We start from the raw sequence: 21,396 nt of genomic DNA, 5'->3' as shown, positions 1-21,396 counted from the left end.
AAAAAAGGATTCAGGTGGAGTAACGCCCTTGCAAGCTCACATTTTATGCTCCCGGCAAACCCTGGCCAGTGCCGCGCTGTTCGCCTCAGTTGCATTCACACCGGCAACCCTGTGGGCCCAGGGCGCTTCAGGCAATGTCCCGAACGACTACTACCGGGCAGAGCTGGTGATTTTACAGCGCCTGGTGGACCCGGCCGGCATTGAAGAGCAGATGACGAACAAGTCGGTGGAACCTGTCGAAGCGGCCGGCAAAACCCTTTGGGTGGAGCAGGAATCCGGGGAGCGGGTAACCGAACTCAACCTGGTACCCCGCAACCAACTGCACCTGGGCGAGGCGGCCAACCGGCTCGAGCGAAGCGGTAACTACCGGGTATTGGCGAGTGCCGGCTGGTATGAAGCCTTTCCGCCCGACTACGAGGGCGAACCTCTGCGTGTCGCAATCGGTGACTGGCTGGCCGAGTCCGGCCAGCGAGCGGTGGAAGGCCAGATCACCATTGACCGCCAGCGCTACCTGCACGTCAATGTGCAGCTTAACCACTGGGCCGTCAGCGACGATCCCGAGGCTGTGCCAGCAGAGCCTGAAACACCGCCTCAGACCGAAGCGGTTGCAGAATTTTCCGATCAGGACTCGGGCAATACACTTGATAGCGAAACCGGTGGTTCAGCATCAGAAGGCACCGGTACCGCTTATCAACTTCGCCCGGCACCGGTAGAACTGGTGACCTGGATTCGTGAAACGCGGCGGATGCGCAGTGAGGAAATCCACTTCATCGACTCCCCCACCGTCGGCGTCCTGGTTTTCTTCAAGAAGATCGAGGGGTAAGCGCAAGCTGCCCCAGACTTGCCATGGAACGCTCCAGAATCTGACGAACGCCGGACATGCCCTGGGCAATCGCTTCTTCAATCTCGGCCATGGTAATAATGTGGTCGGTTTTACCCGCAGCCCAGTTCACCACCAGCCCGAGGCTGACGTACCGCAAACCCAGCTCTGCCGCCAGCACGGCCTCAGGCATGCCGGTCATACCAACGATGTCACAGCCATCCCGCTCCATCCTGCGGATTTCCGCTGCCGTCTCCAGCCTCGGCCCCTGAGTCGCGCCGTAGACCCCAAAACCGGAAAATGACAGCGCCGCCGTCCGAGCGGAGTCAATCAACACCTGCCGGGCATCCTGATCGTAGGGCCAGGTGAAATCAATGTGGGTGACCTCGTCCAGCTCGCCCTCGAAGAAGGTGCTGGATCGCCCCCAGGTGTAGTCAATCAACTGATCGGGAATGACAATGTGGGCCGGCCCCATGTTGGCGTGTATCCCACCAACCGCATTGACGCCCACCAGCACCCGGGCGCCGGCATCGTGCAGCGCCTGAATATTGGCCCGGTAATTGACCTGATGAGGTGGAATCCGGTGCGGGTTGCCATGGCGCGCCAGAAAGATCACAGGCTGATCGCCCAGTTGACCACGCACCAGCGCAGAGGAAGGCTCTCCCCACGCAGTTGTGACCGTCTCCTCTCCGGTGATCTGGAGATTGCTCAGGCTGGTCAGGCCCGTGCCACCGATAATGCCTACCGGCACTTTGCCATTGGTTTCTGTCATTCCCCGTCTCCGGATTCTGAATCGGCTTCGCCATAACCGCCGTCATGATCGACATTTTTTCCGGATTTTCCGGAATCGGCGTCCTTGTCGGCAGATTTATCGTTTGAATCCTCACGTTTCGAGGAATCGCGCCCGTCGACCCGCACACCATCCGGCAGATGCAGCGTGCGTGTCGGGAAGGCCACCTCGGCGCCATGGTTTTCGATGATGTCACTGATTTTCAGTAACACATCTTCCTTCACCTCATGGAAACGCACCCACTGGGTGGTTTTGGTAAAGGTGTACACCATGATATCCAGTGACGATGAATTAAACGCCAGAAAATTAACGATTAAGGTCTCGTTGGCATCAATCTCTTCATGATTCTTCAGCATCTCCCGGATTTCGTCCACGATGGTTTTCATGGAATGCACATCGGCATAGCGAATGCCGATGGTCTCGTAGATCCGGCGATTGGTCATACGTGATGGGTTTTCCACTGCAATAGTGGTAAACGCCGCATTGGGGACATAAAGCGGGCGCTTGTCGAAGGTGCGAATGGTGGTCAGTCGCCATCCGATATGCTCAACCGTACCCTCAATGCTCCGATCCGGGGATCGAACCCAATCCCCCACCTTGAACGGACGGTCCAAATGGATAATGAACCCACCGAAAAAGTTCGCCAGGAGATCTTTCGCGGCAAAACCAACCGCGATGCCCCCGACACCACCAAACGCCAGCACGCCTGAAATACTGAAGCCCAGGGTTTGCAGGGCGGTCAGCGCGGCGGTAATAATCACGACCGCTCGCGACAGCTTGCTGATGGCATTGACCGTGGTGTAATCCATCGGCTTGCGCATCTTGATCGGAGAGGTGAGGATGTTCTCGAACTGTTTGATCAGCCGGATAAAAAACCAGACCACCACCCAGACAAAACCGATCTGAAGCAACGTTCCGTTGGCCTTGAAGACCTCAGCCTCGGAAAAATGGTGTGCCACTTCGGCAGCCCAATACACCCCCTGGAGCCATACGAAAGCCACGACAGGCCGACGGACCGCGTGCAGAATAGCATCGTCCCACAGGTTATGAGTGCTGGCGAATTTGCGCTCCAGCGCAGAAATCACATGACTGGCAATGTAGGCAACCGCCGCCGTACCCAGCACGAGCAGGAAGACGAGCACACCGGCCCGCCAACCCTCAGACAGCAACCCGAACTGCTCTATCCAGCCATTCAGTACACCCAAAACTTCGCCAATCATCCTGTCCCTCTGAATTATGCGGGTTAATAGATACTGACCGGGGTTCCCGCTGGAACCCGGTCAAAAAGCTCAACAATATCGGTATTGCGCATCCGGATGCAGCCATGGGATCTGGCAACCCCCATAGGTTCACTGTCCGGCGTGCCGTGGATATAGATAAAACGACGAAAAGTGTCTACCCCCGGCCCACGGTTTCGCCCCCATTCACAGCCACAAAGCCAGAGTATACGGGTAAGAATCCAGTCGCGCCCCGGATTCGCCGATGCCAGACTCTGGCTGTAGATCTCGCCAGTGGGACGGCGCCCGCGATACACCGTATTTAATGGCTGCCCTGCCCCGATTCGGGCGCGGACATAATGCTTGCCAACAGGGGTACAGCCACTGCCGTCGGCCTGGCCGGGGCCATTCAGGCCAGTGGATACCGGGTAGCGGGCAATGATATCACCCGATTGAGTAGCCAGTTTCAGGAACTGATTGGCGATATCAATGGACAGGGTAACCCCGGGGGGCTTGTTATCGGGCATTGGTAGCGACTTCCCTCCGGCTGCGAACCAGAGGGAAGACTACCCGAGGCGGGGGAGTTCAGGCAACCGAAACGCCTGAAGCGGTAGGCGGCACCAGCATTTTGTCTGTCGCCTTCATGCCTGCGGCCAGGAACGGCACCAGGCGTGCGGCAATTTCCTGAACCGTGGTTTCAACGCCCAACTTGTTTTCGAGAATATCAATCAGGGCATCACTGCTGGACATGGTGAAGGCCGTCGCCCCAAGCATGAACTGAATGCGCCAGTAGCGATCGACCGAGGACAATTCTGGGGTCGCCTCTTTCAGCAACCGCATGAAGCGACCGAACGGCTCACTGTACTCCTGTTCGAGAAACTTGCGTAGGTGGCCCTGGGACTGGGTGTAGGCCAACCCCAGCAGGCGCATGAAGATGGAAATGCCTTTCTCGTTGCGCTGAGGCATACGTACGGCGCTTTCAGTGAGCGCCCAGAGGGTCTGGTTCAGCGTGGGCGGCTGGCCATCACAACGCTCTTCGAGTTCATCAAAGGCGGCTTCCAGGGTGGCCGAAAACGGCGTCAGGAACCGGGCGAACACGGCGTGGATCAGAGCATTCTTCGACCCAAAGTGATAATTGACAGCGGCCAGATTTACCTTAGCCTTACCGGTAATCATACGAAGCGATGTTTCCGAGAACCCACGCTCGGCAAACAACTCTTCGGCAGCGTCAAGAATGCGGTCAACGGTATCAGACTGCGCCATTTTGTTGTCAGAGCCTCTAGCAAACGTCTGTTTGAAACATACGTTTGAAGGTCTGTCATGTCAAGCTCGGTGTTCAGGAACCGCCGCCACTGCCTGCCAACCGCGGTCTATCGCGTCCTGATTGCCGTCGAAAAACGCTTGCTGGACTTTGCCGTAGGCTTTTTCCGCCTCAAGCAGGTATATAAGGTACAGACGAACATGTTCTCGTCGGGCGAGGTAACGCGGCAGCACCCGCTGCTCCGAGAGCCTGAGCAATTCACTGAAACGGGTATGGCGCAGTGCCGGGTTGTACTCTGCCATCCGCGCGCACTGCCAGATCAGCCCTTCCTTGCCCTCGAGGTGAGCCGCATGTTTACGCGCATCCCGAAGCATGCGCTGCCGCCGTATGATCAAATCCATATAGGAGGGCCTGGACGTGTAGATCCGGCGAATGAACGGCACACCCAGCAAAAGAATAATCACGAAGGCACCAAAGCCGCCACCGGCCACCCAGGCCGGCACAAAGCCGGTCAAACCGCTGAGGAAAAACGTCGCGGCCACAAGGGCACTGAAAATCCACAGATCCCGGCTGCGTCGCGCAGCAGCCATCGCATAGTTATCCGGCCAGTCCGACATGGCCAGCAGGTTAAAGTCCATCAGCAGGACCCGGTCACACTGCCGTAGCATAAGACGCAGCTTGCGCTGTCGCGACTCCGCCAGCGCCTGCTCGATATCCGGGTTCTCCGACCCGGTCTCGGCCGTCCGATCCTGCGATTCCTGCGCCTCGGGCTGCTCGCTGCCGGATTCAGTATTCTGGCCCTGGTCATCATCAGCCTGCAGGGCAGCGGTTCTTTGCGCCGCATTGAGGGCTGATTCCGGTGTTGCCGGCACCGGATCAGCGGCCCGGCCGGGGCGAAGCACCGCTCCGGATGCGTTGGCCGGATCTGTCTTGTCTACTGCTGTATTTTCCGCCATTGAGGTCACTGTTCTTCAGGTTCTTTATGCAAGTATCGACCTTTACGAATAATTCTTGAATGTCGGCTTTGCCGGCATACGCGGCTTGCAGGCTTCTTGGCAACACTGACAGGCACCGGTATGCTTGCGCCAATCAACGGGTTTCAGGAGATTATGTATGTTTACCGGTATCGTTCAGGGCATTGCACGGGTCGAAAACGTGATCGCGGCACCGGGCCTGAACACCTTCGTGATCGAGTTCCCGGAGGAGCGGGTTCAGGGCGTGACCATCGGGGCCTCGGTTGCCATCAACGGTACCTGCCTGACGGTCACCCGCCAGGAAGGCCACCGGTTGTATTTCGACGCCATGCAGGAAACCCTGCGACTGACCACCCTGGGCGACCTGAAACCCGGCGACGAAATCAACTTCGAGCGCGCTGCCCGAATCGGCGATGAAATCGGCGGCCATCTGCTCAGTGGCCATATCCACACTACCGCAACCATCGTCGATATTCTGCGGCCGGAAAACAACGTGACCCTCTGGTTCGAACTACCGGAAACCTGGGCGAAGTACATCTTCCCCAAAGGCTACATTGCCATCAATGGCGCCAGCCTGACCATTGGCGAGGTGGAAGGTAACCGCTTCAACGTCCACCTTATCCCGGAGACCCTGCGTGCCACCACATTCGGAAAGGCCACTAAGGGGCAAAAGGTCAACATCGAGATTGATAGTCAAACCCAGACCATCGTGGATACCCTCGCGCGCCTCGGCTACGATCGCCCGGCGACGGCCTGAGACTCACACCGCGCTATTCCGGGCTTCGAACACCACGAATTTCGGGCTTGCAGCTCTCTGTTCAACGCTGCTGAAGTATTGTTTCAGGGAACGGTGATACCCCAGGTGGCGATTACCCACCATCAATACGCGACCGCCCGGCGCCAGATGCCGGGCGGCATCCCTGAACAGTCTCAGTGCGATGTGATCGCCTACCACGCCACCCTCATGGAAGGGTGGGTTCAGTAGAATAAGCTGATAGTCAGGCAAATCATCTGCGATGCCGTCCTGATGCCATAAGTGCACGCAATCGCCGCCCTCATACCGGCTCAGGTTATGCTCAACACTGGCAATGGCCTGGCTGGATACGTCACTGAAATGCACTTCGGCGCCCGGCCTGCCGGCAAGCGCAGATAACCCGAGCACGCCATTTCCACACGCCAGATCCAGAATCCGCCCGGCCGGGGGCACTCGACTAACCGCCTGAGGAATCAGCGGTAACAACTCCCGCGTGCCAATATCCAGCTTATCTCTGGCAAATACTGCGGGCAGCGCCTCGACCGGCCCGGGCAATCCTGCCACCGGGTAGCCACGCCATTGCTCCTGCCATTCCGTCAATGTGGCCGAGCCACCGCGGCACACCACTACCCGCGACTTTTTACGGGCAGGCAACACCTGTTCGGTGACCACCGCACTGGCGAACACATCAACACTACGATCGGGCAGATGCTTGATCATACCGCCCGCCAGTATGCGCCCGTCTTCCGCCAGCACGCTGTTGAGCCACCGCAACAACCAGGCCAGATAACCGGCCTGGCGGGGAATACGGAGCAGCACCAGATCAAAGGGCCCTGAGGGTGGCCGACGCCAGTTCAAAACCGCGGGGCAGTCGGGCAACGCCGGATTGAGCGAAGCGTTCGTCAACAGGGAGTGGGCGAGCGTCGCGCTGTCGGCAACTGTCTGCGGCTGATAGCAGGCAAGCCCGAGGGTCAGCGCACCAAACTGGTCGTCCACCACCAGCACGCGCAAACCGTCTGCCAGATAAGGCTCCGCAGCCGACAACAACAACTCGTCGGCAGCGTCCCAGGCGCGCAGCCCAGCCGTTCCGCCAGGCCGGATCAGGCGGAGTTCACCGGCAGGTGTCTGGAGTCTGGCAGTTGTCATTTTGGGCTTCCGTTGGCAGCTTTCGGGAGAATAAACACTTTTAGGCTGTTTATTCTAGAAATTAAACCTAAGTTAGGGGTGTTCACGCCGAACACCCTTTCCGGTCATGCCCCAGCCCTGACCCGGCTGGCCGGCCGCATTTTTCCGGACAAGATCTTTTGCCCCTTACCCCAGGGGCTTTTTTCTGTCTGTTTTTCAGCCCGACTTTTTCCGAAATGCCCGGTAAACGGTAAACCGCCGGTCCTGCGCAAGTTTCTCAACCGGGCCGATGTGTTGTCGAATCAGGGCTTCATACGGCAGAAAACTGTTGGCCACCAGCCTCAGCTCGCCGCCGTGCGCGAGATGCGCGGCCACCTGGGCCAGGAACTGCTCGGTCATGGAGGTATCGGTTTTTACACCGGTGTGGAAAGGCGGGTTGCTGATCACGGCCGGCCATTTGCCTTGAACGGCTGCCAGGCCATCGGCGGCAAAAATCTCACCGTTTACTCCTGCCTTACGGTAACTTTCCCGGGCACAGAACACGGCCTGCGCCTGAACATCGGTCCCATCTACTCGAATCGGCTTCTTCCCCGCCAACTGATGAAAACCATGCAACCAGGATCCGATAACGCCTGCACCGCAAGCGAAATCGAGCACGCGATCGACACCCAGGGGTGACTCAGCGAGGGTTTCCAACAACATCTGGGTGCCATCGTCCAGTCGACCCAGGCTGAAAACGCCTGGCAAGCCGGCAACAGAGAGCGCCACGCCAGCGCAGGAAAGCTCCGTCCAGCTGAGCCAGTCAGTCAACCGGAATTTGGTCAGGGGTTGGGTATTTCTGCCGCACCAGACCTGGCAATGGCGGGCGCTGCCAACCTTTACAACCTCCCCGGCAACGACAGAAAACTGCTTTATGGCACCAGCAATGCCTTCCTTCTTCTCGCCAATAACCACCAGTGCCGCACCTGGTTTGCCGAGGTAACGGGCCAAAGCCAGCCGGAGCTCACACTCAGCCCGGGCTTTAGGCAAAAATACCACCACGGTATCGCAAGAGCCCTGCTGCTGCCGATCTGGCTCGTAACCAAAACAGCCAGCCCAGTCAGTGTCATGGAACAGGATTTGCCAAAGACCGGCGTGCTCGGTCATCGCGATACCGGGAACCGGGCATCGGGGCAAAAGCGATGCATCCGAGACGCCTAACAGCGCTGGGCGTCCATTCAACAGATGCGCATTGCGGAGCAGAACTTCGTGGGTATTGGGCAGTGCAGACATGGGTAGCGGACCATTGCCAGAATCATGAGCCGCGTATGCTAACCGGAAAAAAGCCCCGAGTCTGCCCTGTGGCATCAGTCGGGGCTGTCGCTATCGGGGTCGGCCTCTGGGGCCGCCCGGGAAGTGCCAGGTATTATTTGTAACGTGCAACCGTACCCACACGCAGGGCGTCTTCAGGTGACATTCCCCAATCTTCCGGGGTGCGTGCTTCGGTGCGCTTGGCCTCAGCCCTTGCGCTATCCATGGCAGAACTTTCGTTTCTGCGGGTTCCCAGTGCCTGCAGGGCTTTCTGCATCAGTTCTTTCATGGTTTACCTCCCTTACTGCTTACAGTCGCCACTGTAACAGACGCGGAAGGTCACTACTGTGATGACGCCACGGGTCAGGAAGTGACGAGCATCACGATTTTTTGACAGATTTTGACATTCTTTGCGTTATATTTTTTGACGCCCGGAGCGAACCGGTCGTTCGATGAGCTCATCCAGGCTGGACTGACGAATCCTTTCCCGGTCGGCCTCGCTGGCGATCGACAGCCCCATGTCCCTCAACAGACCGTCGGCCACGTCGTAAACGAAACCGTGCACAGTCAGTGGCTGTCCGCGACGCCAGGCTTCCTGAACAATGTTGTTCTGGCACACATGCCCCACCTGCTCCACCACGTTCAGCTCACACAGGCGGTCAACCCGGTCCTGTACGTTCGGAATGGCATCCAGTACCGACTGGTGCCGGTCACGCACGTCCTGAACATGGCGCAGCCAATTTGAAATCAGGCCAAAGCCTTCGTTCAGCAATGCCGCGCGCACGCCACCACAACCGTAATGCCCCACTACCAATACGTGTTTGACCTTCAACACTTCGATGGCGAACTGGAGCACCGACAGGCAGTTGAAATCTGTATGCACAACCACGTTGGCCACGTTTCTGTGCACGAAAAGCTCACCGGGGAGCAAGTCCACAATCTGGTTCGCAGGTACCCGACTGTCGGCACAGCCGATCCACAGGTACTCCGGTGCCTGCTGGTTCGAGAGCCGGTCAAAGAACTTCGGGTCCACCGACTTGATGCCATTGGCCCAGGCCCGGTTCTTGTCCAGTAGATGTTTCAGTGGTGCCATTATCTTGTTGCTCCTGCCATTGATTCCCGCTGCGGGATTGAACGGGAATCAACGGCATAACGCAATAGTCAGTTGGTCGTTACGTCTTCCGGGCTCTGATGCATGGTGCTTTGCGCCAGGTCCAGCAGCTCCCGCAGTGCGACCGAGAACATGGCGTATTCTGGCTCCCTTACGCCTTTGAGTTCCGCCAGCATCGCGTTCCAGCGATCAATCATGTGCTGGTTGCGCTGCTCCCAGGCGTTCACACTATCGGTGACTTTCTCGGGGCTTTCAGCGCTTTTCAGCACACCGGTGGTCAGGGCCCGTTGCTGCCAGTCCAGATCCTCGCGGAAGCTTTCCCGCGCCAGGGCCTGCCAATGGGAACTTGGCGTCAGCGCTGCGATGGCGTTAGCGAACCAGGTCAGGTCGAGACGATCACCCAGATCGTAGTACAGGTTGGCCACGGTCTTCAGCGGCATGCCTGTGGCTTCCTGTGCCTCGATAATGCCAAGGGAAGAATACAGATAGCCGGTACCTGCCAGTACTGAAGCCAACTCCTTCGGCAAGCCGGCAGCCACCAGCTCGTCATTGCGTTTTTCCCAGTTGGCACGAGCCTGGTCACCCAGATATTCCGGCAGGCCGGAGGTAATGGCCCAGACGCTGTCGGCAAACCGCTCCATGTGACTCTGGATATTGAGCTCTGCCCGGCGATTACGAAGCAACCAGCGCACAGCCCGACGCATCAGACGCATCAGATCCTGCATCAGCTCCATCTGCAGATCCGCGGAAACGTGGAAATCCAGCGCTTCAATCTTGTCCCACCAGCTGTCGATGCGGAACACATCCCGGGCAATAATCCAGGCCAGGGCAATGGAGGCCGCGTCCGCCCCGGTAGACTGGTTCAGGCGCTCCACAAAGGTAATGCCCATGTGGTTAACCATGTCGTTGGCGATTTGGGTTGCGATGATCTCCCGTCGCAGCTGGTGTTCACCCAGCTCTTTCGAGAAACGCTTGGTCAGATCCCGCGGAAAGACCTTGTACATCTCACCCGCCAGCAGAGGATTGTCCGGCAGATTACTGTCGATCAGCACCTGTTTCAGATCCCCTTTGACGTAGGAGATCAGCACCGACAGTTCCGGCCGCGTCAGCCCTTTCTTGGCCAGCTTGCGCTCTGACAGGGTTTCGTCATCCGGCAGGAACTCCAGTGCCCGGTTGAGTTTGCCTTCGCTCTCGAAGGTATTCATCAGCCGACGATACTCTTCCAGCCGGGTGGCGGCATCCTCGCTGGCGATACTGATGGCCTGGGTCTGACGGTAGTTGTTCTTCAACACCAGCGAGGCAACATCATCAGTCATTTCCTCCAGCATGATGTTGCGCTGCTTGCCAGTCAGATCGCCCATGGCTACCGCCCGGTTGAGCAGGATCTTCATGTTCACTTCATGGTCAGAGCAGTCCACGCCGCCCGAGTTGTCGATGAAGTCGGTATTCAGGCGACCACCCTTCAGAGCGTATTCAATCCGCCCCATCTGGGTGAAGCCGAGGTTACCGCCCTCGCCTACAACCTTGCAGCGCAGCTCGGCACCATTGATCCGCAGGCCATCGTTGGCCTTGTCGCCCACGTCGGAGTGGCTTTCACCGCTGCCCTTCACGTAAGTGCCAATACCACCAATCCAGAGCAGGTCCACTTCGGCCTTGAGAATGTGACTGATCAGCATATTGGGCGGAACGCGGTCCGCCTTGATGCCCAGCAGCTTTTTCATTTCCGGGCTGACCGGAATGGACTTGGCATTGCGGCTGAATACGCCGCCGCCCTTTGAAATCAACTTGCTGTCGTAATCGGTCCAGGCGGAACGCGGCAGTTCAAACAGGCGCTTACGCTCCTTGTAGCTGCGTTCGGCGTCCGGGGTCGGGTCAATGAAGATGTGGATGTGGTTGAAGGCGGCCACCAGCCGGGTTTTTTCCGAGCACAGCAGGCCATTACCAAACACATCGCCCCCCATGTCACCGATGCCGATGGCGGTAAACTCATCCACGGCCGGGTTGATGCCCATCTCACGGAAATGCCGTTCCACGGAGACCCAGGCGCCCCGGGCGGTAATGCCCATTTTCTTATGGTCATAACCGTTACTGCCACCGGAGGCGAAGGCATCTCCCATCCAGAAGCCATATTCCGCGGCCAGGCCATTAGCGATGTCGGAGAAAGTGGCGGTGCCTTTGTCAGCCGCCACCACGAGGTAGTGATCGTCTTCGTCATGGCGGATGACCCGCTCCGGCGGCTGGATGCCGGAATCCACCAGGTTATCTGTGATATCCAGCAAGCCCCGGATGAATGTTTTGTAGGCCGCAATACCCTCTGCCTGGAATGCCTCCCGGTCAGACGGATCGGGCAGACGCTTGGCAACAAAGCCACCCTTGGCCCCCACCGGCACAATCACCGCGTTCTTCACTTGCTGCGCTTTTACCAGGCCCAGGATTTCTGTGCGGTAGTCCTCGAACCGATCCGACCAGCGCAAACCACCACGGGCCACTTTGCCACCACGCAGGTGAACCCCCTCCACACGAGGGGAATACACAAAGATCTCGAACATGGGTAATGGCAGCGGCATGTCCGGAATCTGCGACGGGTCAAATTTCACACTGATGTAGGGCTTGGGCCGGCCCTCGCCATCCGGCTGGTAGTAGTTGGTGCGCAACGTCGCCTGCATCAGCTCCAGATACAGCCGTAGCACGCGATCCTCACTGAGGTTTTCCACCTCATCCAGGCCGGCGTTGAATTCGATTTCCAGTTTCTGCTGGGCCGCCTCGCTTTTACCCTTACTCTTGAAACGCTCAGGGTTGAATCGGACCTCAAAGTATTCCAGCAGGATCCGTGTCAGGTTGACGTGATTCACCAACGTGTTGGAAATGAACGTCTGACTGTTGGAGAACCGGATCTGGCGCATGTAGCGGGCGTAAGTACGCAGCAACGCGATCTCACGCCAGCTCATGTAGGAGGACAACAACAGGCGGTTAAAGGCGTCGTTTTCGGCTTCACCGTGCCAGACCCGGCGGAACAACTCTTCGAAAATCGGGCGAATACGGTGAATATCCACCACGTTCCCAGTGTGGGACTGCAGGGTAAAGTCATGAATCCAAACCGTTTTACCCGTTCGATCAATCACCTCAAACGGGTGCTCGCCAATCACCCGGAAACCGAGATTGTCGAAAATCGGCATCACATCCGACAGTGGCAGCGGCTCGTCCGGATAAAACAGTTTGAAATGCAGCGTGTTCTCGTTTTCTTCCAGGGCCCGGTAGAAGCTCATGGCCAGATCATCGTCGCGGGCAGAGGCAGTGATGTGCTCCAGGTCGATGGCCGCCCGGCGAGGTGAAAACATGTCAGTGTAGCTGGCCGGGAAACCGCCTGCCCAGACGCGATACAGCTCATTGCCCTGCTCTTCGCCATAGGCTTCGCTCAATGCTTCGTAGAGGCCGTCTCGCCAGGACTGGGCGAGCTCAATAACCCTGTCGCGGATTTCAGCCAGCGGCAACTGGCGGTTTTCCACCTGCGGCACCCGGATGGTGAACTGCACCCGGGCCAGCACCGATTCGGAAAAGTGCGTAACAAACTCAATGTCCTCAGCCTCCAGGCGGTCCAGCAACACCTGTTCCACCTTCAGGCGTAACTCGGTGTTGTAGATATCCCTGGGGAAGAAGGCCAGGCAGGTCACAAACTGGCCGTATACGTCCTCCCGCATGAACAGCTCGATGCGGCGACGCTCCTGGATGTAGAGAATGCTCTTGGCAACGCGCAGCAACTCATCGGTTTCGATCTGGAACAGCTCGTCCCGCGGGTAGAGCGTCAGGATCTGTTCCAGCTCCTTGCCGGCGTAATCGTCGGTCAGGAAACCGGACCGCTTCATCACGCTCTGGAACTTGCGCCGCAACAGCGGAATCTCGTCAGGCCGCTCGTTATAGACCCGAGCGGTGTAAAGACCGAGGAAGCGGCGTTCGCCCACCACTTCACCCTTGCTGTTGAATTTCTTGACCGCGATGTAGTCCGGATAGGCCGGCCGGTGCACGCGGGACCGCTGCGCCGACTTGGCGAAGATGAAGATGTCATCAGAACGGGTCATTTCATGGCGGGTACGCTGTGGCAGTTCATTCAGCCGGACCCGATCCGGGCGTTCGTTGTTGACCCGCAGGATACCCAGTTCCGAGTTCTCTACCCGGCGCACCACCATGCCCTGTTTGTCCTTGGCAAAGTCGTATTCGTCGTACCCCAGGAATGTGAAGTGATCATCTACCAGCCAGGTCAGAAAAGCCCGGGCTTCTTCCTTACCTTCCTCACTGATCCCCGCCGTGGTGGCATCCAGCTCCTTGACGATCTCGCTGACCTTACCTTTCACGATCGGGAAATCACCCACCGCAATGCGTACCTCGTGCAGCACTTTCTGCAGTGTCTGTTCCAGGTCGCGAAGATCTTCCGGAGCACTGTGTCGGTCGATTTCAAGCACGATAAACGCTTCGTAGCTTGCGTCCTTCGATGCCTTTTTGGTGGTGTGCAGTTTCTTCAGCTTGCCATTGTCATCCCGCTCCACTCGCAGGATAGAATGCTGAATGGAGTGGGTGCCGATTTCCCGCTGATTGATGGCCATGCGCAGGGAATCAATCAGGAACGGAATATTGGGATGGAGAATGAAAACAACGCTGTGGGTAGACTGCCAGCCGTCACTTTCGAGGTCCGGGTTGAACACCGAAACCGGGGTTTCATCGGCGCTGCGTTTTTGCAGGAACTGCCACGCCGCCAGTACGGCACCGTAGGTATCCGAGAAGCGGCGACTGGCCAACTCCTCCAGAGGAATATGAGCGTAATGCTGTCTGGCAAAATCCGCGATCTTCTTTGCCTCGGTTTTTGCAATCTTTTCTGAGAACGCATCGGCCAACTGTTCGAAAAACTGATCCTTGCTGGCGATTGTCAGCGCATTCATATCCGACCTCTGGTTTGTGTGAAAGAAACGTAATCAGGGTATCGTCACATAAGCATAGTCAAACCCTTGATTTTTGCCGGCCAGACGCCAAAACTGCGGCAATCACTTACGCAGGCATTCATACATCAAGAGCAGTTATTTTCATGTCGTTACAGCAAACGTTCGGTGATCTCAGAGCACAGCTGGCCAAGCGTATTATTGGCCAGGACAAACTGGTCGACCGGCTACTGATTGCCCTTCTGGCCGATGGCCATCTTCTGGTTGAGGGCGCGCCGGGGCTGGCCAAAACCACCGCGGTGAAAGCACTGGCCGACCATCTGGAGGGTGACTTCCACCGGATCCAGTTCACTCCGGATCTGCTGCCTTCCGATGTCACCGGCAGCGAAATCTACCGCGCGGAGACCGGCACCTTTGAATTCCAGCGCGGCCCCATTTTCCACAACCTGGTGCTGGCCGATGAAATCAACCGGGCACCGGCGAAAGTCCAGTCGGCCCTGCTCGAGGCCATGGGCGAACGCCAGATCAGTGTTGGCATGAGAACCTTTCCCCTGCCCAAACTGTTCATGGTGATGGCGACCCAGAACCCGATTGAACAGGAAGGCACCTACCCGCTGCCGGAAGCCCAGCTTGATCGCTTCCTCATGCATGTGGTGATTGACTATCCCTCTGCCGATGCCGAGCGTGAGATTCTGCACCTTGCGCGCAGTGACTACCGTCAGGGAATCCCGAACGTAGACATTCGTCTAACCCAGGAACAGGTGATGGCCGCCCGGCAGGCGGTTTCGGATATCTACATGGCGGAACCTGTGGAGCAGTACCTGCTGGCGTTGATTCTGGCCACCCGCGATGCCGCGACCCTGGACCCTGAACTGGCTCGATGGACCGCCTTCGGCGCCAGCCCCCGCGGCACTATCGCACTGGACCGATGCGCCCGGGCACTGGCCTGGCTCGATGGACGGGATTACGTGACACCGGACGACGTCCAGACCATGGCTTACGATGTGCTGCGCCACCGGATTCTGTTGACCTTTGAAGCCGAGGCCGAAGGCATGACCGCCGATTCCGTGTTGCAGAGGCTGATCGACCGGGTGCCGGTTGCCGCCTGAGGTGTTGCTGACAGGAGACCATCACAGCGTCATGGCAGATTTCAGCCCAGCCACTCTCATTACTCTGCCGGAGCTGGTGCGCCTGCAGGCAGATGCACGAGCTCTGAAGCTGCCATCGGTAAAACCGGTCCGGTCACGCCAGGCCGGGCTACGCCAATCACGGCAGAAAGGGCGCGGAATGACGTTTTCCGAAGTGCGCCAGTACCAACCCGGTGATGACATTCGCAGCATAGACTGGCGGGTAACGGCCCGGCGCCAGGCACCGCACACCAAGCTGTATGAGGAAGAGCGGGAGCGGCCTGTATTGTTGATTGTGGATCTCGGGCCGACCCTGTTCTTTGCCAGTGCCGGCGCCTACAAACAAGTCCGAAGTGCCCAGGTTGCGGCTCTGCTGGCCTGGCTGGCACTCTGGGCGGGTGACCAGGTGGGGGGTCTGGTGTTCAATGACCGGGATCTGGCCGTGCTGCGGCCCGCCCGGCGCCGAAAGTCCGTCCTGCGCCTGCTGGATCATCTGGCCAACCACCAGCACCAGGGCAAAACACCGCCAACCCCCGCAACGAACGCCAGCCATGGGCTGGATACGGCACTGGCAGAAGCCCGCCGGGTCACACACACTGGCTCCCGCGTGTTTATCATCAGTGACTTCATGAATATCACCGAGCAGACCACCACCCTGCTGGGCGCCATGAGCCGGCACAACTCGGTCAGCGCCATACGGATTCAGGATCCGCTGGAAAAGGCCCTGCCTTCATCCGGCCGGTTTGCCGTTGCTGGCCCGGACGGCCCGATCTGGTTTGATGCTTCAAATCCTCGCTTCCAGCAGGCTTGGCAAGACAAAATCGACGCTCATGAGCAACGTCTGGCAGACTGTTTTCGGGCATCCGGCGTGTTTTCCGCAACTCTGTCGACCGGAGAGGATCCGGCCACGGCCCTGCGCCTGCTGCTGGGCCCGGGAGGTCGCATCGGATGAACCCTCAGGATCTCCTGGCACAACTTCGTGATATCCAGTTGCCAGCTACCGGTGGTTGGTGGCCGCCGGCTCCAGGCTGGTGGCTGCTGGCGATACTGGTTATTGTCGGCGCACTGGCACTTGCCTGGCTGTGGCACCGTCAGCGTCAGAAGCACCGCTGGAAACGCAGCGCCCGGACCGAACTGCAACAGCTTGAAAGCAAGGCCCGGCCGACGCCGGAATGGTTCGCAGCGCTCAATGCCCTGCTCAAACGTGCGGCACGACAGAGCCATCCGGAAAAGCATCCCGAGGCCATGACCGGGCAGCAATGGATCAACTTCCTCCTGGAAACCGCGCCGAAAGACCGCATCGCCTCCCGGCCCGTGGTCGAGGCCATGGTTACAAGCACCTGGCAACCCCGGCCCGGCGCACAGACTGAACAGGCACTGGCGTTCGCCAGAACCTGGCTGGAGGCCCAGTCATGATCAGTCTGGCTTACCCGTGGGTGCTGTTACTGGCATTACTGCCGCTGCTGCTTGGCAAACGCAAGCAGCAGAGCGAACCGGTGGATGCCCCGGTCATTCCGGTCGGGCACTGGTTATCCGGAATGCCGGGCGTAAGCTCCCGGGGGAGATCAACGCCGCTCTGGCGCCAGCTGTTGTTATTGCTGGGCTGGCTGTGCCTGGTGGTCGCCCTGGCCCGCCCTCAGCATGTTGGCGAAGAAATCCAGATGCCCGTAACCGGCCGCGATCTGATGTTAGTGGTCGACATTTCTCCCAGCATGGACGAACAGGACATGGTGCTTCAGGGCCGCAGCATCAACCGCTTGCAGGCGGTGAAACGGGTGCTGGATGATTTCATAGACGAGCGTGAGGGCGATCGGCTGGGGCTCATTCTGTTCGGCACCGAACCTTACGTTCAGGCGCCACTGACCTTCGACCGGGAAACGGTACGGACCCTGCTGTTCGAGGCAGGCCTGGGCATGGCGGGCCGGGCTACCGCCATCGGGGACGCCATCGGGTTATCGGTGAAACGTCTGCGCGAACGCCCCCAGGAACAGCGAGTGGTGATCCTGCTGACAGACGGGGCAAATACCGCCGGCCAGGTCAGCCCGGACAAGGCCACGGAAATTGCCCAGGCAGCCGGTGTGCGGCTTTACACCATCGGCATCGGCGCCGATACCATGATCCAGCGCGGGCTGCTGGGTTCAAGGCGAGTCAATCCCTCAAGGGACCTTGATGAGGAACTGCTCACGCGCATGGCAGAACAGACCGGTGGCCGGTATTTCCGGGCCCGAAGCCTGCCAGAGCTGGAAATGATCTACGACAGCATCAATCAGCTCGAACCGATAGAACAGGATGGCCAGTTCTACCGGCCGGTGACAGAACTCTACGCCTGGCCCGCCGGCATGGCCGCCGGGCTTTGGCTTCTGTTAATTGCCCTGCGACTGGCATCCAACCGTTATCAGCAAAACACCGCTACGGAGGCTGGCCATGGCTGACTTCCATTTTCTGCGCCCCTTGTGGTTAATTCTGTTACTGGCGGTTCCAGCCCTGTTTCTGGCCCGACATCAACTTCGCCAGGGTGAGACCGGATGGGCCCGATACATCCCCGCTCACCTGTTACAGCCCCTGATTCGTTCCCGGGCCAACGAAACTACTGGCACCACCCGATCGCCCCTGTTGCCCCTGAGTCTGGCTCTGGTTCTGCTCGCAATTGCCCTCGCCGGGCCAAGCTGGCGACAGGCACCGACTCCCCTGAAACAAACCCAGGACAGCCTGGTCATTCTTCTGGATCTGTCACTTTCGATGCTGGCCACCGACGTAGAACCGGACAGGCTGACCTTGGCCAAACGCAAGGTCCGCGACATTCTCGAGCAGCGAAAAGGCGGTTTGACGGCGCTGGTGGTCTACTCCGGCGACGCCCACACGGTAACGCCACTTACCGGCGACACCCGCACCATTGAGGCCATGCTTAGCGTGCTGGACCCCACCATCATGCCTGCCCAGGGCAACCGCGCCGATCTGGCCGTGCGTCAGGCGGTCGACCTGCTGGACCAGGGCGCACCGGGCCAGGGTCGCATACTGCTGATCTCCGAGGCGGTACCGGAACAGCAATACAGTGCAATCCGTCAGCAACTGGCAGAGACTCCCTATCCCCTGAATACTTTGGTGGTGGGCACCCGCGAAGGCGGCCCCATCCCCCTGGCAAAGCGCGGGTTCATTCGGGACAACGGCAGGATTGTCATCAGCCAGGCCGAACCAGACTCCCTGGCCCAACTGGCCAACATCAACGGCGGAACCAGCCACGAACTGACCCTGGATGACCAGGATATTCGCGCCCTGGCCCTGGAGCCATCACAGACCGACGAATGGCAGAACGAACAGGACGGCATGACCGTTAATCGCTGGCAGGACGACGGCTACTGGCTGCTGTGGCTGGTGCTGCCGTTACTCATTCTGGGCTGGCGTCGGGGAGCCTTTGCCATTCTGGCCTTCGCGCTGATTCCGCTGGCAGGCGCTCCGCGCCCGGTTCAGGCTCTGGACTGGGGCAGCCTGTGGCTGCGAGAAGACCAGCGTGGGCCAGATCTTATCCAGCAGGATCCGTCCAGGGCCGCTACCATTCTGGAGCAGCCGGGTTGGCGCGGCTCAGCGCTCTATCGCGATGGCCAGTACAGTGCCGCCGCGGAAGCCTTTGCCAATCAACCGGGGGCCGCCGGCGACTACAACCGGGGCAACGCCCTGGCCCGGGCCGGCCAACTGAAAGAGGCCATTGACGCCTATCAACAGGCACTGAAGCAGCAGCCGGATTTCGAAGATGCGCGCTTTAACCAGCAACTGGTTGAGCAACTCCTGAACCAGAAACAGAAGTCTCAGGGCGAGGGAGAAAGTGACAACAACCAGGAAAGCAACGATCAGAATTCCGGACAGCAGAATGGCTCCGGAGGCCAGGGCAATGACAGCCAGGACAGCGCCGGACAGGATTCTGCAAACAACAATGGCGAGAATCAGGATCCCCGGTCTGGCGAGCAACAGCAGCCCTCCGAAAACGGCGAGAATTCACGGGATGCCGCCGGAGAGCCACAACCGGAAGATGGCACACAGGAGCAGCGGAATGCCCAGGCAGGCCCGGACGGGCCTTCCGGAGAGGGGCAGAGTGGTGCCAGTGCGCCCGCCGAAATATCAGAACAACCCCTGAGCCAGGGCCAGGAGCAGTGGCTGCGGCGCATACCGGATAACCCCGGCGGGTTACTGCAACGCAAGTTCCTGCAACAGTACCAACAACGACAGACAACACCCGATGAGGGCGACACACCATGGTAACGCGCGTTATCTCCCTTGCCGCGACACTTCTTTTTTTGTTTCTGTCAGCCGCCAGTCACGCTGCCGACAGACTGGTGGTGGAACCGGATCGAACCCAGCTCTACGAAGGTGAGGTACTGACCCTGACCGTCAAGGGCTCCATGAAAATCGACATTAATCTGAGCAATCTGTTCAGCTTCGATCTGTCACAGTTGCCTTCGCCAGATATCGAAAAGGTGGAGCCGGATTTCGAAATTCTGGCCCGCAACCAGCGCTACAGCGTGCAAACCGTCAACAACGAAATGGTGGGCGAAATAACCTGGACCTATCAGCTCGCCCCGACCAGCACCGGCACACTGACAATCCCCGAACTGACGTTCAAGAATTCCGTTTCCGACCCGGTCGACATCGAGGTTATTTCCGGCACACCGCCGGATCAACCGGCGGCCACTCGTGACAGCTTTATCGAGCTGTCCGCAGACAAGGCGGAAGTGTACGTTCAGGAACAGCTGGTACTGACCATACAGTTGTTCTTCTCCGGCAACCTGATCCGGGGAGAGCTGTCAGAGCCTGAGCACCCGGACGCTATCATCGAGTCACTGGGCAAACAGCGTGAGTTTACCCGCTATCGCGACGGAATCCGGTATCGGGTGGTTGAGCGGCGTTACGCGATCTTTCCCCAAACACCCGGCACTCTCAGCCTGGAGCCCATCCGGTTCGAGGGCCAGGCCAGGGATGCCTCTGGCCAGCTGCGCTTCCTGCGTGACCGGCAGCAACTCTATGACGTTCCGGTCAAACCCGTACCTGCCGGGTATCCGGACAATCAGCCCTGGTTACCAGCACGAAGTCTGACCCTGAGCGACGAAGGCCTGCCGTCTACCCAGGAACTCGCCGTCGGCAGCAATCTCAGCCGGAAAGTGACTCTGCAGGCGCTAGGATTGCCCGCAGAAGCCCTGCCGCCTATATCCCGGGAGCTACCGGACGCCATCCGCAGCTACCCGGAACAGCCCCTGCGCAATACCGAAACCACTCCAGAGGGACTTCGCGCCACACTGCAGCAGGTGACCGCCCTGGTGCCCGTCCAGGCGGGCGAAACCACCCTGCCCGCGGTTCGAGTACCCTGGTGGAACACCGAGACCGACCAGCTGGAGGAGGCCGTGTTGCCGGAGCGCCGTTTCCGGATAACCGGCGACAATGCAACCGCCGCCCCGCCCGCGCAGACACCGGACGATTCTGCGGCGCCCGCGGATTCACCGGCAACCCCGGATACAGCCCCTGGTTCAGACGCCTCCGGCAACACTTTCTGGCTCTGGGGTACGGTTCTCTTTGCGGCGCTTTGGCTGCTGACCCTTGCGCTCTGGTGGCGGGCTCGCCAAACCTCAGCGCCCGGCCACAATGAGCCGGAAGATGACAGCATCAAGAACGAACGTCAGGCGTTTGAAGCACTACTGGAGGCTGCCAGACGAGGCTCCGGGGAGACGTCAACGCTGTTGCTGCGCTGGGCCCGGCTGCGTTTCCCACAGCACTCGTTTGATTCCGTTTCAGATCTGTTCAAACTGACAGAAGACCGCTCGCTGAAAATTGCCCTTGATCGTTTTCAGGCGGGACTGTATTCGGGTCAGCACCGTACCCACGTTGAGAATGCGAGACAGCAACTGCAACGGGAGCTGGAAAGCCTGCGCCGGAACACCGCCCGGGACAACGAAGCGTCATCACCCGACCTGCCGCCGCTGTATCCCGCGTCTCTCTCGCGCTGATTCCGGCCC

18 protein-coding genes are annotated in these 21,396 nt (G+C 59.1%); 8 read left to right on the top strand and 10 right to left on the bottom strand.

Annotated features, from left to right (window positions below; all coding sequences use genetic code 11):
- Positions 1 to 28: 28 nt before the first annotated feature.
- Complete coding sequence (locus ACF8YQ_RS06110; RefSeq protein ID WP_396622890.1) at positions 29 to 823, top strand: CsiV family protein; 795 nt, start codon at positions 29 to 31, stop codon at positions 821 to 823.
- Here the strand turns inward: ACF8YQ_RS06110 and ACF8YQ_RS06105 are convergent.
- Genes ACF8YQ_RS06105 through ACF8YQ_RS06085 form a run of 5 tightly spaced genes read right to left on the bottom strand, consistent with a single transcriptional unit; the run spans position 804 to position 5,044 of the window.
- Entirely contained in the window at positions 804 to 1,592 is a 789-nt protein-coding gene (locus ACF8YQ_RS06105; RefSeq protein WP_224849053.1) for an S-methyl-5'-thioinosine phosphorylase, read from the bottom strand. The genes ACF8YQ_RS06110 and ACF8YQ_RS06105 overlap by 20 nt on opposite strands.
- Positions 1,589 to 2,830, bottom strand: a complete 1,242-nt coding sequence (locus ACF8YQ_RS06100) for a mechanosensitive ion channel family protein (RefSeq protein WP_396622889.1) — start codon at positions 2,828 to 2,830, stop codon at positions 1,589 to 1,591. Before ACF8YQ_RS06100 ends, ACF8YQ_RS06105 begins: the two co-directional genes overlap by 4 nt.
- A gap of 23 nt (positions 2,831 to 2,853) precedes the next feature.
- Positions 2,854 to 3,354, bottom strand: a complete 501-nt coding sequence (locus tag ACF8YQ_RS06095; protein ID WP_396622888.1) for a L,D-transpeptidase family protein — start codon at positions 3,352 to 3,354, stop codon at positions 2,854 to 2,856.
- Between the two features lie 58 nt (positions 3,355 to 3,412).
- Complete coding sequence (locus ACF8YQ_RS06090) at positions 3,413 to 4,090, bottom strand: TetR/AcrR family transcriptional regulator (protein WP_396622887.1); 678 nt, start codon at positions 4,088 to 4,090, stop codon at positions 3,413 to 3,415.
- A 60-nt stretch (positions 4,091 to 4,150) separates the two neighbouring features.
- The gene (locus tag ACF8YQ_RS06085) at positions 4,151 to 5,044 is read right to left on the bottom strand and encodes a hypothetical protein (protein WP_396622886.1); all 894 of its coding nucleotides are present in this window, start codon (positions 5,042 to 5,044) and stop codon (positions 4,151 to 4,153) included.
- A 157-nt stretch (positions 5,045 to 5,201) separates the two neighbouring features.
- On the opposite strand from ACF8YQ_RS06085, the gene ACF8YQ_RS06080 reads away from it, so the two are divergent.
- The gene (locus tag ACF8YQ_RS06080; protein WP_396622885.1) at positions 5,202 to 5,819 is read left to right on the top strand and encodes a riboflavin synthase subunit alpha; all 618 of its coding nucleotides are present in this window, start codon (positions 5,202 to 5,204) and stop codon (positions 5,817 to 5,819) included.
- A 3-nt stretch (positions 5,820 to 5,822) separates the two neighbouring features.
- Here the strand turns inward: ACF8YQ_RS06080 and ACF8YQ_RS06075 are convergent, their stop codons facing one another.
- The 5 genes from ACF8YQ_RS06075 to ACF8YQ_RS06055 all read right to left on the bottom strand — a co-directional run bounded on the left by ACF8YQ_RS06075 (position 5,823) and on the right by ACF8YQ_RS06055 (position 14,273).
- Positions 5,823 to 6,962 carry a class I SAM-dependent methyltransferase gene (locus tag ACF8YQ_RS06075; RefSeq protein WP_396622884.1) on the bottom strand — a complete coding sequence of 380 codons (1,140 nt, stop codon included), beginning with the start codon at positions 6,960 to 6,962 and terminating at the stop codon, positions 5,823 to 5,825.
- A 195-nt stretch (positions 6,963 to 7,157) separates the two neighbouring features.
- The gene (locus tag ACF8YQ_RS06070; protein WP_396622883.1) at positions 7,158 to 8,213 is read right to left on the bottom strand and encodes a methyltransferase; all 1,056 of its coding nucleotides are present in this window, start codon (positions 8,211 to 8,213) and stop codon (positions 7,158 to 7,160) included.
- Positions 8,214 to 8,346: 133 nt separating this feature from the next.
- Entirely contained in the window at positions 8,347 to 8,520 is a 174-nt protein-coding gene (locus tag ACF8YQ_RS06065; RefSeq protein ID WP_014421070.1) for a hypothetical protein, read from the bottom strand.
- Between the two features lie 126 nt (positions 8,521 to 8,646).
- Positions 8,647 to 9,324: a carbonate dehydratase gene (gene can, locus ACF8YQ_RS06060; protein WP_226597049.1), complete on the bottom strand. Its 678-nt coding sequence runs from the start codon at positions 9,322 to 9,324 to the stop codon at positions 8,647 to 8,649.
- A gap of 68 nt (positions 9,325 to 9,392) precedes the next feature.
- Positions 9,393 to 14,273, bottom strand: coding sequence for an NAD-glutamate dehydrogenase (locus tag ACF8YQ_RS06055; RefSeq protein ID WP_396622882.1), 4,881 nt, complete (start codon positions 14,271 to 14,273; stop codon positions 9,393 to 9,395).
- A 143-nt stretch (positions 14,274 to 14,416) separates the two neighbouring features.
- Between ACF8YQ_RS06055 and ACF8YQ_RS06050 the strand changes: the two genes are divergently transcribed.
- Genes ACF8YQ_RS06050 through ACF8YQ_RS06025 form a run of 6 tightly spaced genes read left to right on the top strand, consistent with a single transcriptional unit; the run spans position 14,417 to position 21,387 of the window.
- The gene (locus ACF8YQ_RS06050; protein WP_011785419.1) at positions 14,417 to 15,379 is read left to right on the top strand and encodes a MoxR family ATPase; all 963 of its coding nucleotides are present in this window, start codon (positions 14,417 to 14,419) and stop codon (positions 15,377 to 15,379) included.
- Positions 15,380 to 15,410: 31 nt separating this feature from the next.
- Complete coding sequence (locus ACF8YQ_RS06045; protein WP_396622881.1) at positions 15,411 to 16,349, top strand: DUF58 domain-containing protein; 939 nt, start codon at positions 15,411 to 15,413, stop codon at positions 16,347 to 16,349.
- Positions 16,346 to 16,813, top strand: a complete 468-nt coding sequence (locus ACF8YQ_RS06040) for a DUF4381 domain-containing protein (RefSeq protein WP_396622880.1) — start codon at positions 16,346 to 16,348, stop codon at positions 16,811 to 16,813. The genes ACF8YQ_RS06045 and ACF8YQ_RS06040 overlap by 4 nt, the downstream gene beginning before the upstream one ends.
- Positions 16,810 to 17,829, top strand: coding sequence for a vWA domain-containing protein (locus ACF8YQ_RS06035; protein ID WP_396622879.1), 1,020 nt, complete (start codon positions 16,810 to 16,812; stop codon positions 17,827 to 17,829). Before ACF8YQ_RS06040 ends, ACF8YQ_RS06035 begins: the two co-directional genes overlap by 4 nt.
- Positions 17,822 to 19,651 carry a VWA domain-containing protein gene (locus ACF8YQ_RS06030; RefSeq protein WP_396622878.1) on the top strand — a complete coding sequence of 610 codons (1,830 nt, stop codon included), beginning with the start codon at positions 17,822 to 17,824 and terminating at the stop codon, positions 19,649 to 19,651. Before ACF8YQ_RS06035 ends, ACF8YQ_RS06030 begins: the two co-directional genes overlap by 8 nt.
- Entirely contained in the window at positions 19,645 to 21,387 is a 1,743-nt protein-coding gene (locus ACF8YQ_RS06025) for a BatD family protein (RefSeq protein WP_396622877.1), read from the top strand. The genes ACF8YQ_RS06030 and ACF8YQ_RS06025 overlap by 7 nt, the downstream gene beginning before the upstream one ends.
- The last annotated feature ends 9 nt before the right edge of the window (positions 21,388 to 21,396 follow it).

Origin of the sequence: Marinobacter sp. W-8, from assembly GCF_044342215.1 — a bacterium.
GTDB lineage: Bacteria > Pseudomonadota > Gammaproteobacteria > Pseudomonadales > Oleiphilaceae > Marinobacter > Marinobacter nauticus.
This window is presented reverse-complemented; position numbering and strand designations above follow the sequence as displayed.

Excerpts from the sequence above, each read along its gene's own strand:
- ACF8YQ_RS06105 (WP_224849053.1), bottom strand. The coding sequence starts at position 1,592 with ATGACAGAAACCAATGGCAAAGTGCCGGTAGGCATTATCGGTGGCACG.
- ACF8YQ_RS06100 (WP_396622889.1), bottom strand. The coding sequence starts at position 2,830 with ATGATTGGCGAAGTTTTGGGTGTACTGAATGGCTGGATAGAGCAGTTC.
- ACF8YQ_RS06095 (WP_396622888.1), bottom strand. The coding sequence starts at position 3,354 with ATGCCCGATAACAAGCCCCCCGGGGTTACCCTGTCCATTGATATCGCC.
- ACF8YQ_RS06090 (WP_396622887.1), bottom strand. The coding sequence starts at position 4,090 with ATGGCGCAGTCTGATACCGTTGACCGCATTCTTGACGCTGCCGAAGAG.
- ACF8YQ_RS06085 (WP_396622886.1), bottom strand. The coding sequence starts at position 5,044 with ATGGCGGAAAATACAGCAGTAGACAAGACAGATCCGGCCAACGCATCC.
- ACF8YQ_RS06080 (WP_396622885.1), top strand. The coding sequence starts at position 5,202 with ATGTTTACCGGTATCGTTCAGGGCATTGCACGGGTCGAAAACGTGATC.
- ACF8YQ_RS06075 (WP_396622884.1), bottom strand. The coding sequence starts at position 6,962 with ATGACAACTGCCAGACTCCAGACACCTGCCGGTGAACTCCGCCTGATC.
- ACF8YQ_RS06070 (WP_396622883.1), bottom strand. The coding sequence starts at position 8,213 with ATGTCTGCACTGCCCAATACCCACGAAGTTCTGCTCCGCAATGCGCAT.
- ACF8YQ_RS06065 (WP_014421070.1), bottom strand. The coding sequence starts at position 8,520 with ATGAAAGAACTGATGCAGAAAGCCCTGCAGGCACTGGGAACCCGCAGA.
- can (WP_226597049.1), bottom strand. The coding sequence starts at position 9,324 with ATGGCACCACTGAAACATCTACTGGACAAGAACCGGGCCTGGGCCAAT.
- ACF8YQ_RS06055 (WP_396622882.1), bottom strand. The coding sequence starts at position 14,273 with ATGAATGCGCTGACAATCGCCAGCAAGGATCAGTTTTTCGAACAGTTG.
- ACF8YQ_RS06050 (WP_011785419.1), top strand. The coding sequence starts at position 14,417 with ATGTCGTTACAGCAAACGTTCGGTGATCTCAGAGCACAGCTGGCCAAG.
- ACF8YQ_RS06045 (WP_396622881.1), top strand. The coding sequence starts at position 15,411 with ATGGCAGATTTCAGCCCAGCCACTCTCATTACTCTGCCGGAGCTGGTG.
- ACF8YQ_RS06040 (WP_396622880.1), top strand. The coding sequence starts at position 16,346 with ATGAACCCTCAGGATCTCCTGGCACAACTTCGTGATATCCAGTTGCCA.
- ACF8YQ_RS06035 (WP_396622879.1), top strand. The coding sequence starts at position 16,810 with ATGATCAGTCTGGCTTACCCGTGGGTGCTGTTACTGGCATTACTGCCG.
- ACF8YQ_RS06030 (WP_396622878.1), top strand. The coding sequence starts at position 17,822 with ATGGCTGACTTCCATTTTCTGCGCCCCTTGTGGTTAATTCTGTTACTG.
- ACF8YQ_RS06025 (WP_396622877.1), top strand. The coding sequence starts at position 19,645 with ATGGTAACGCGCGTTATCTCCCTTGCCGCGACACTTCTTTTTTTGTTT.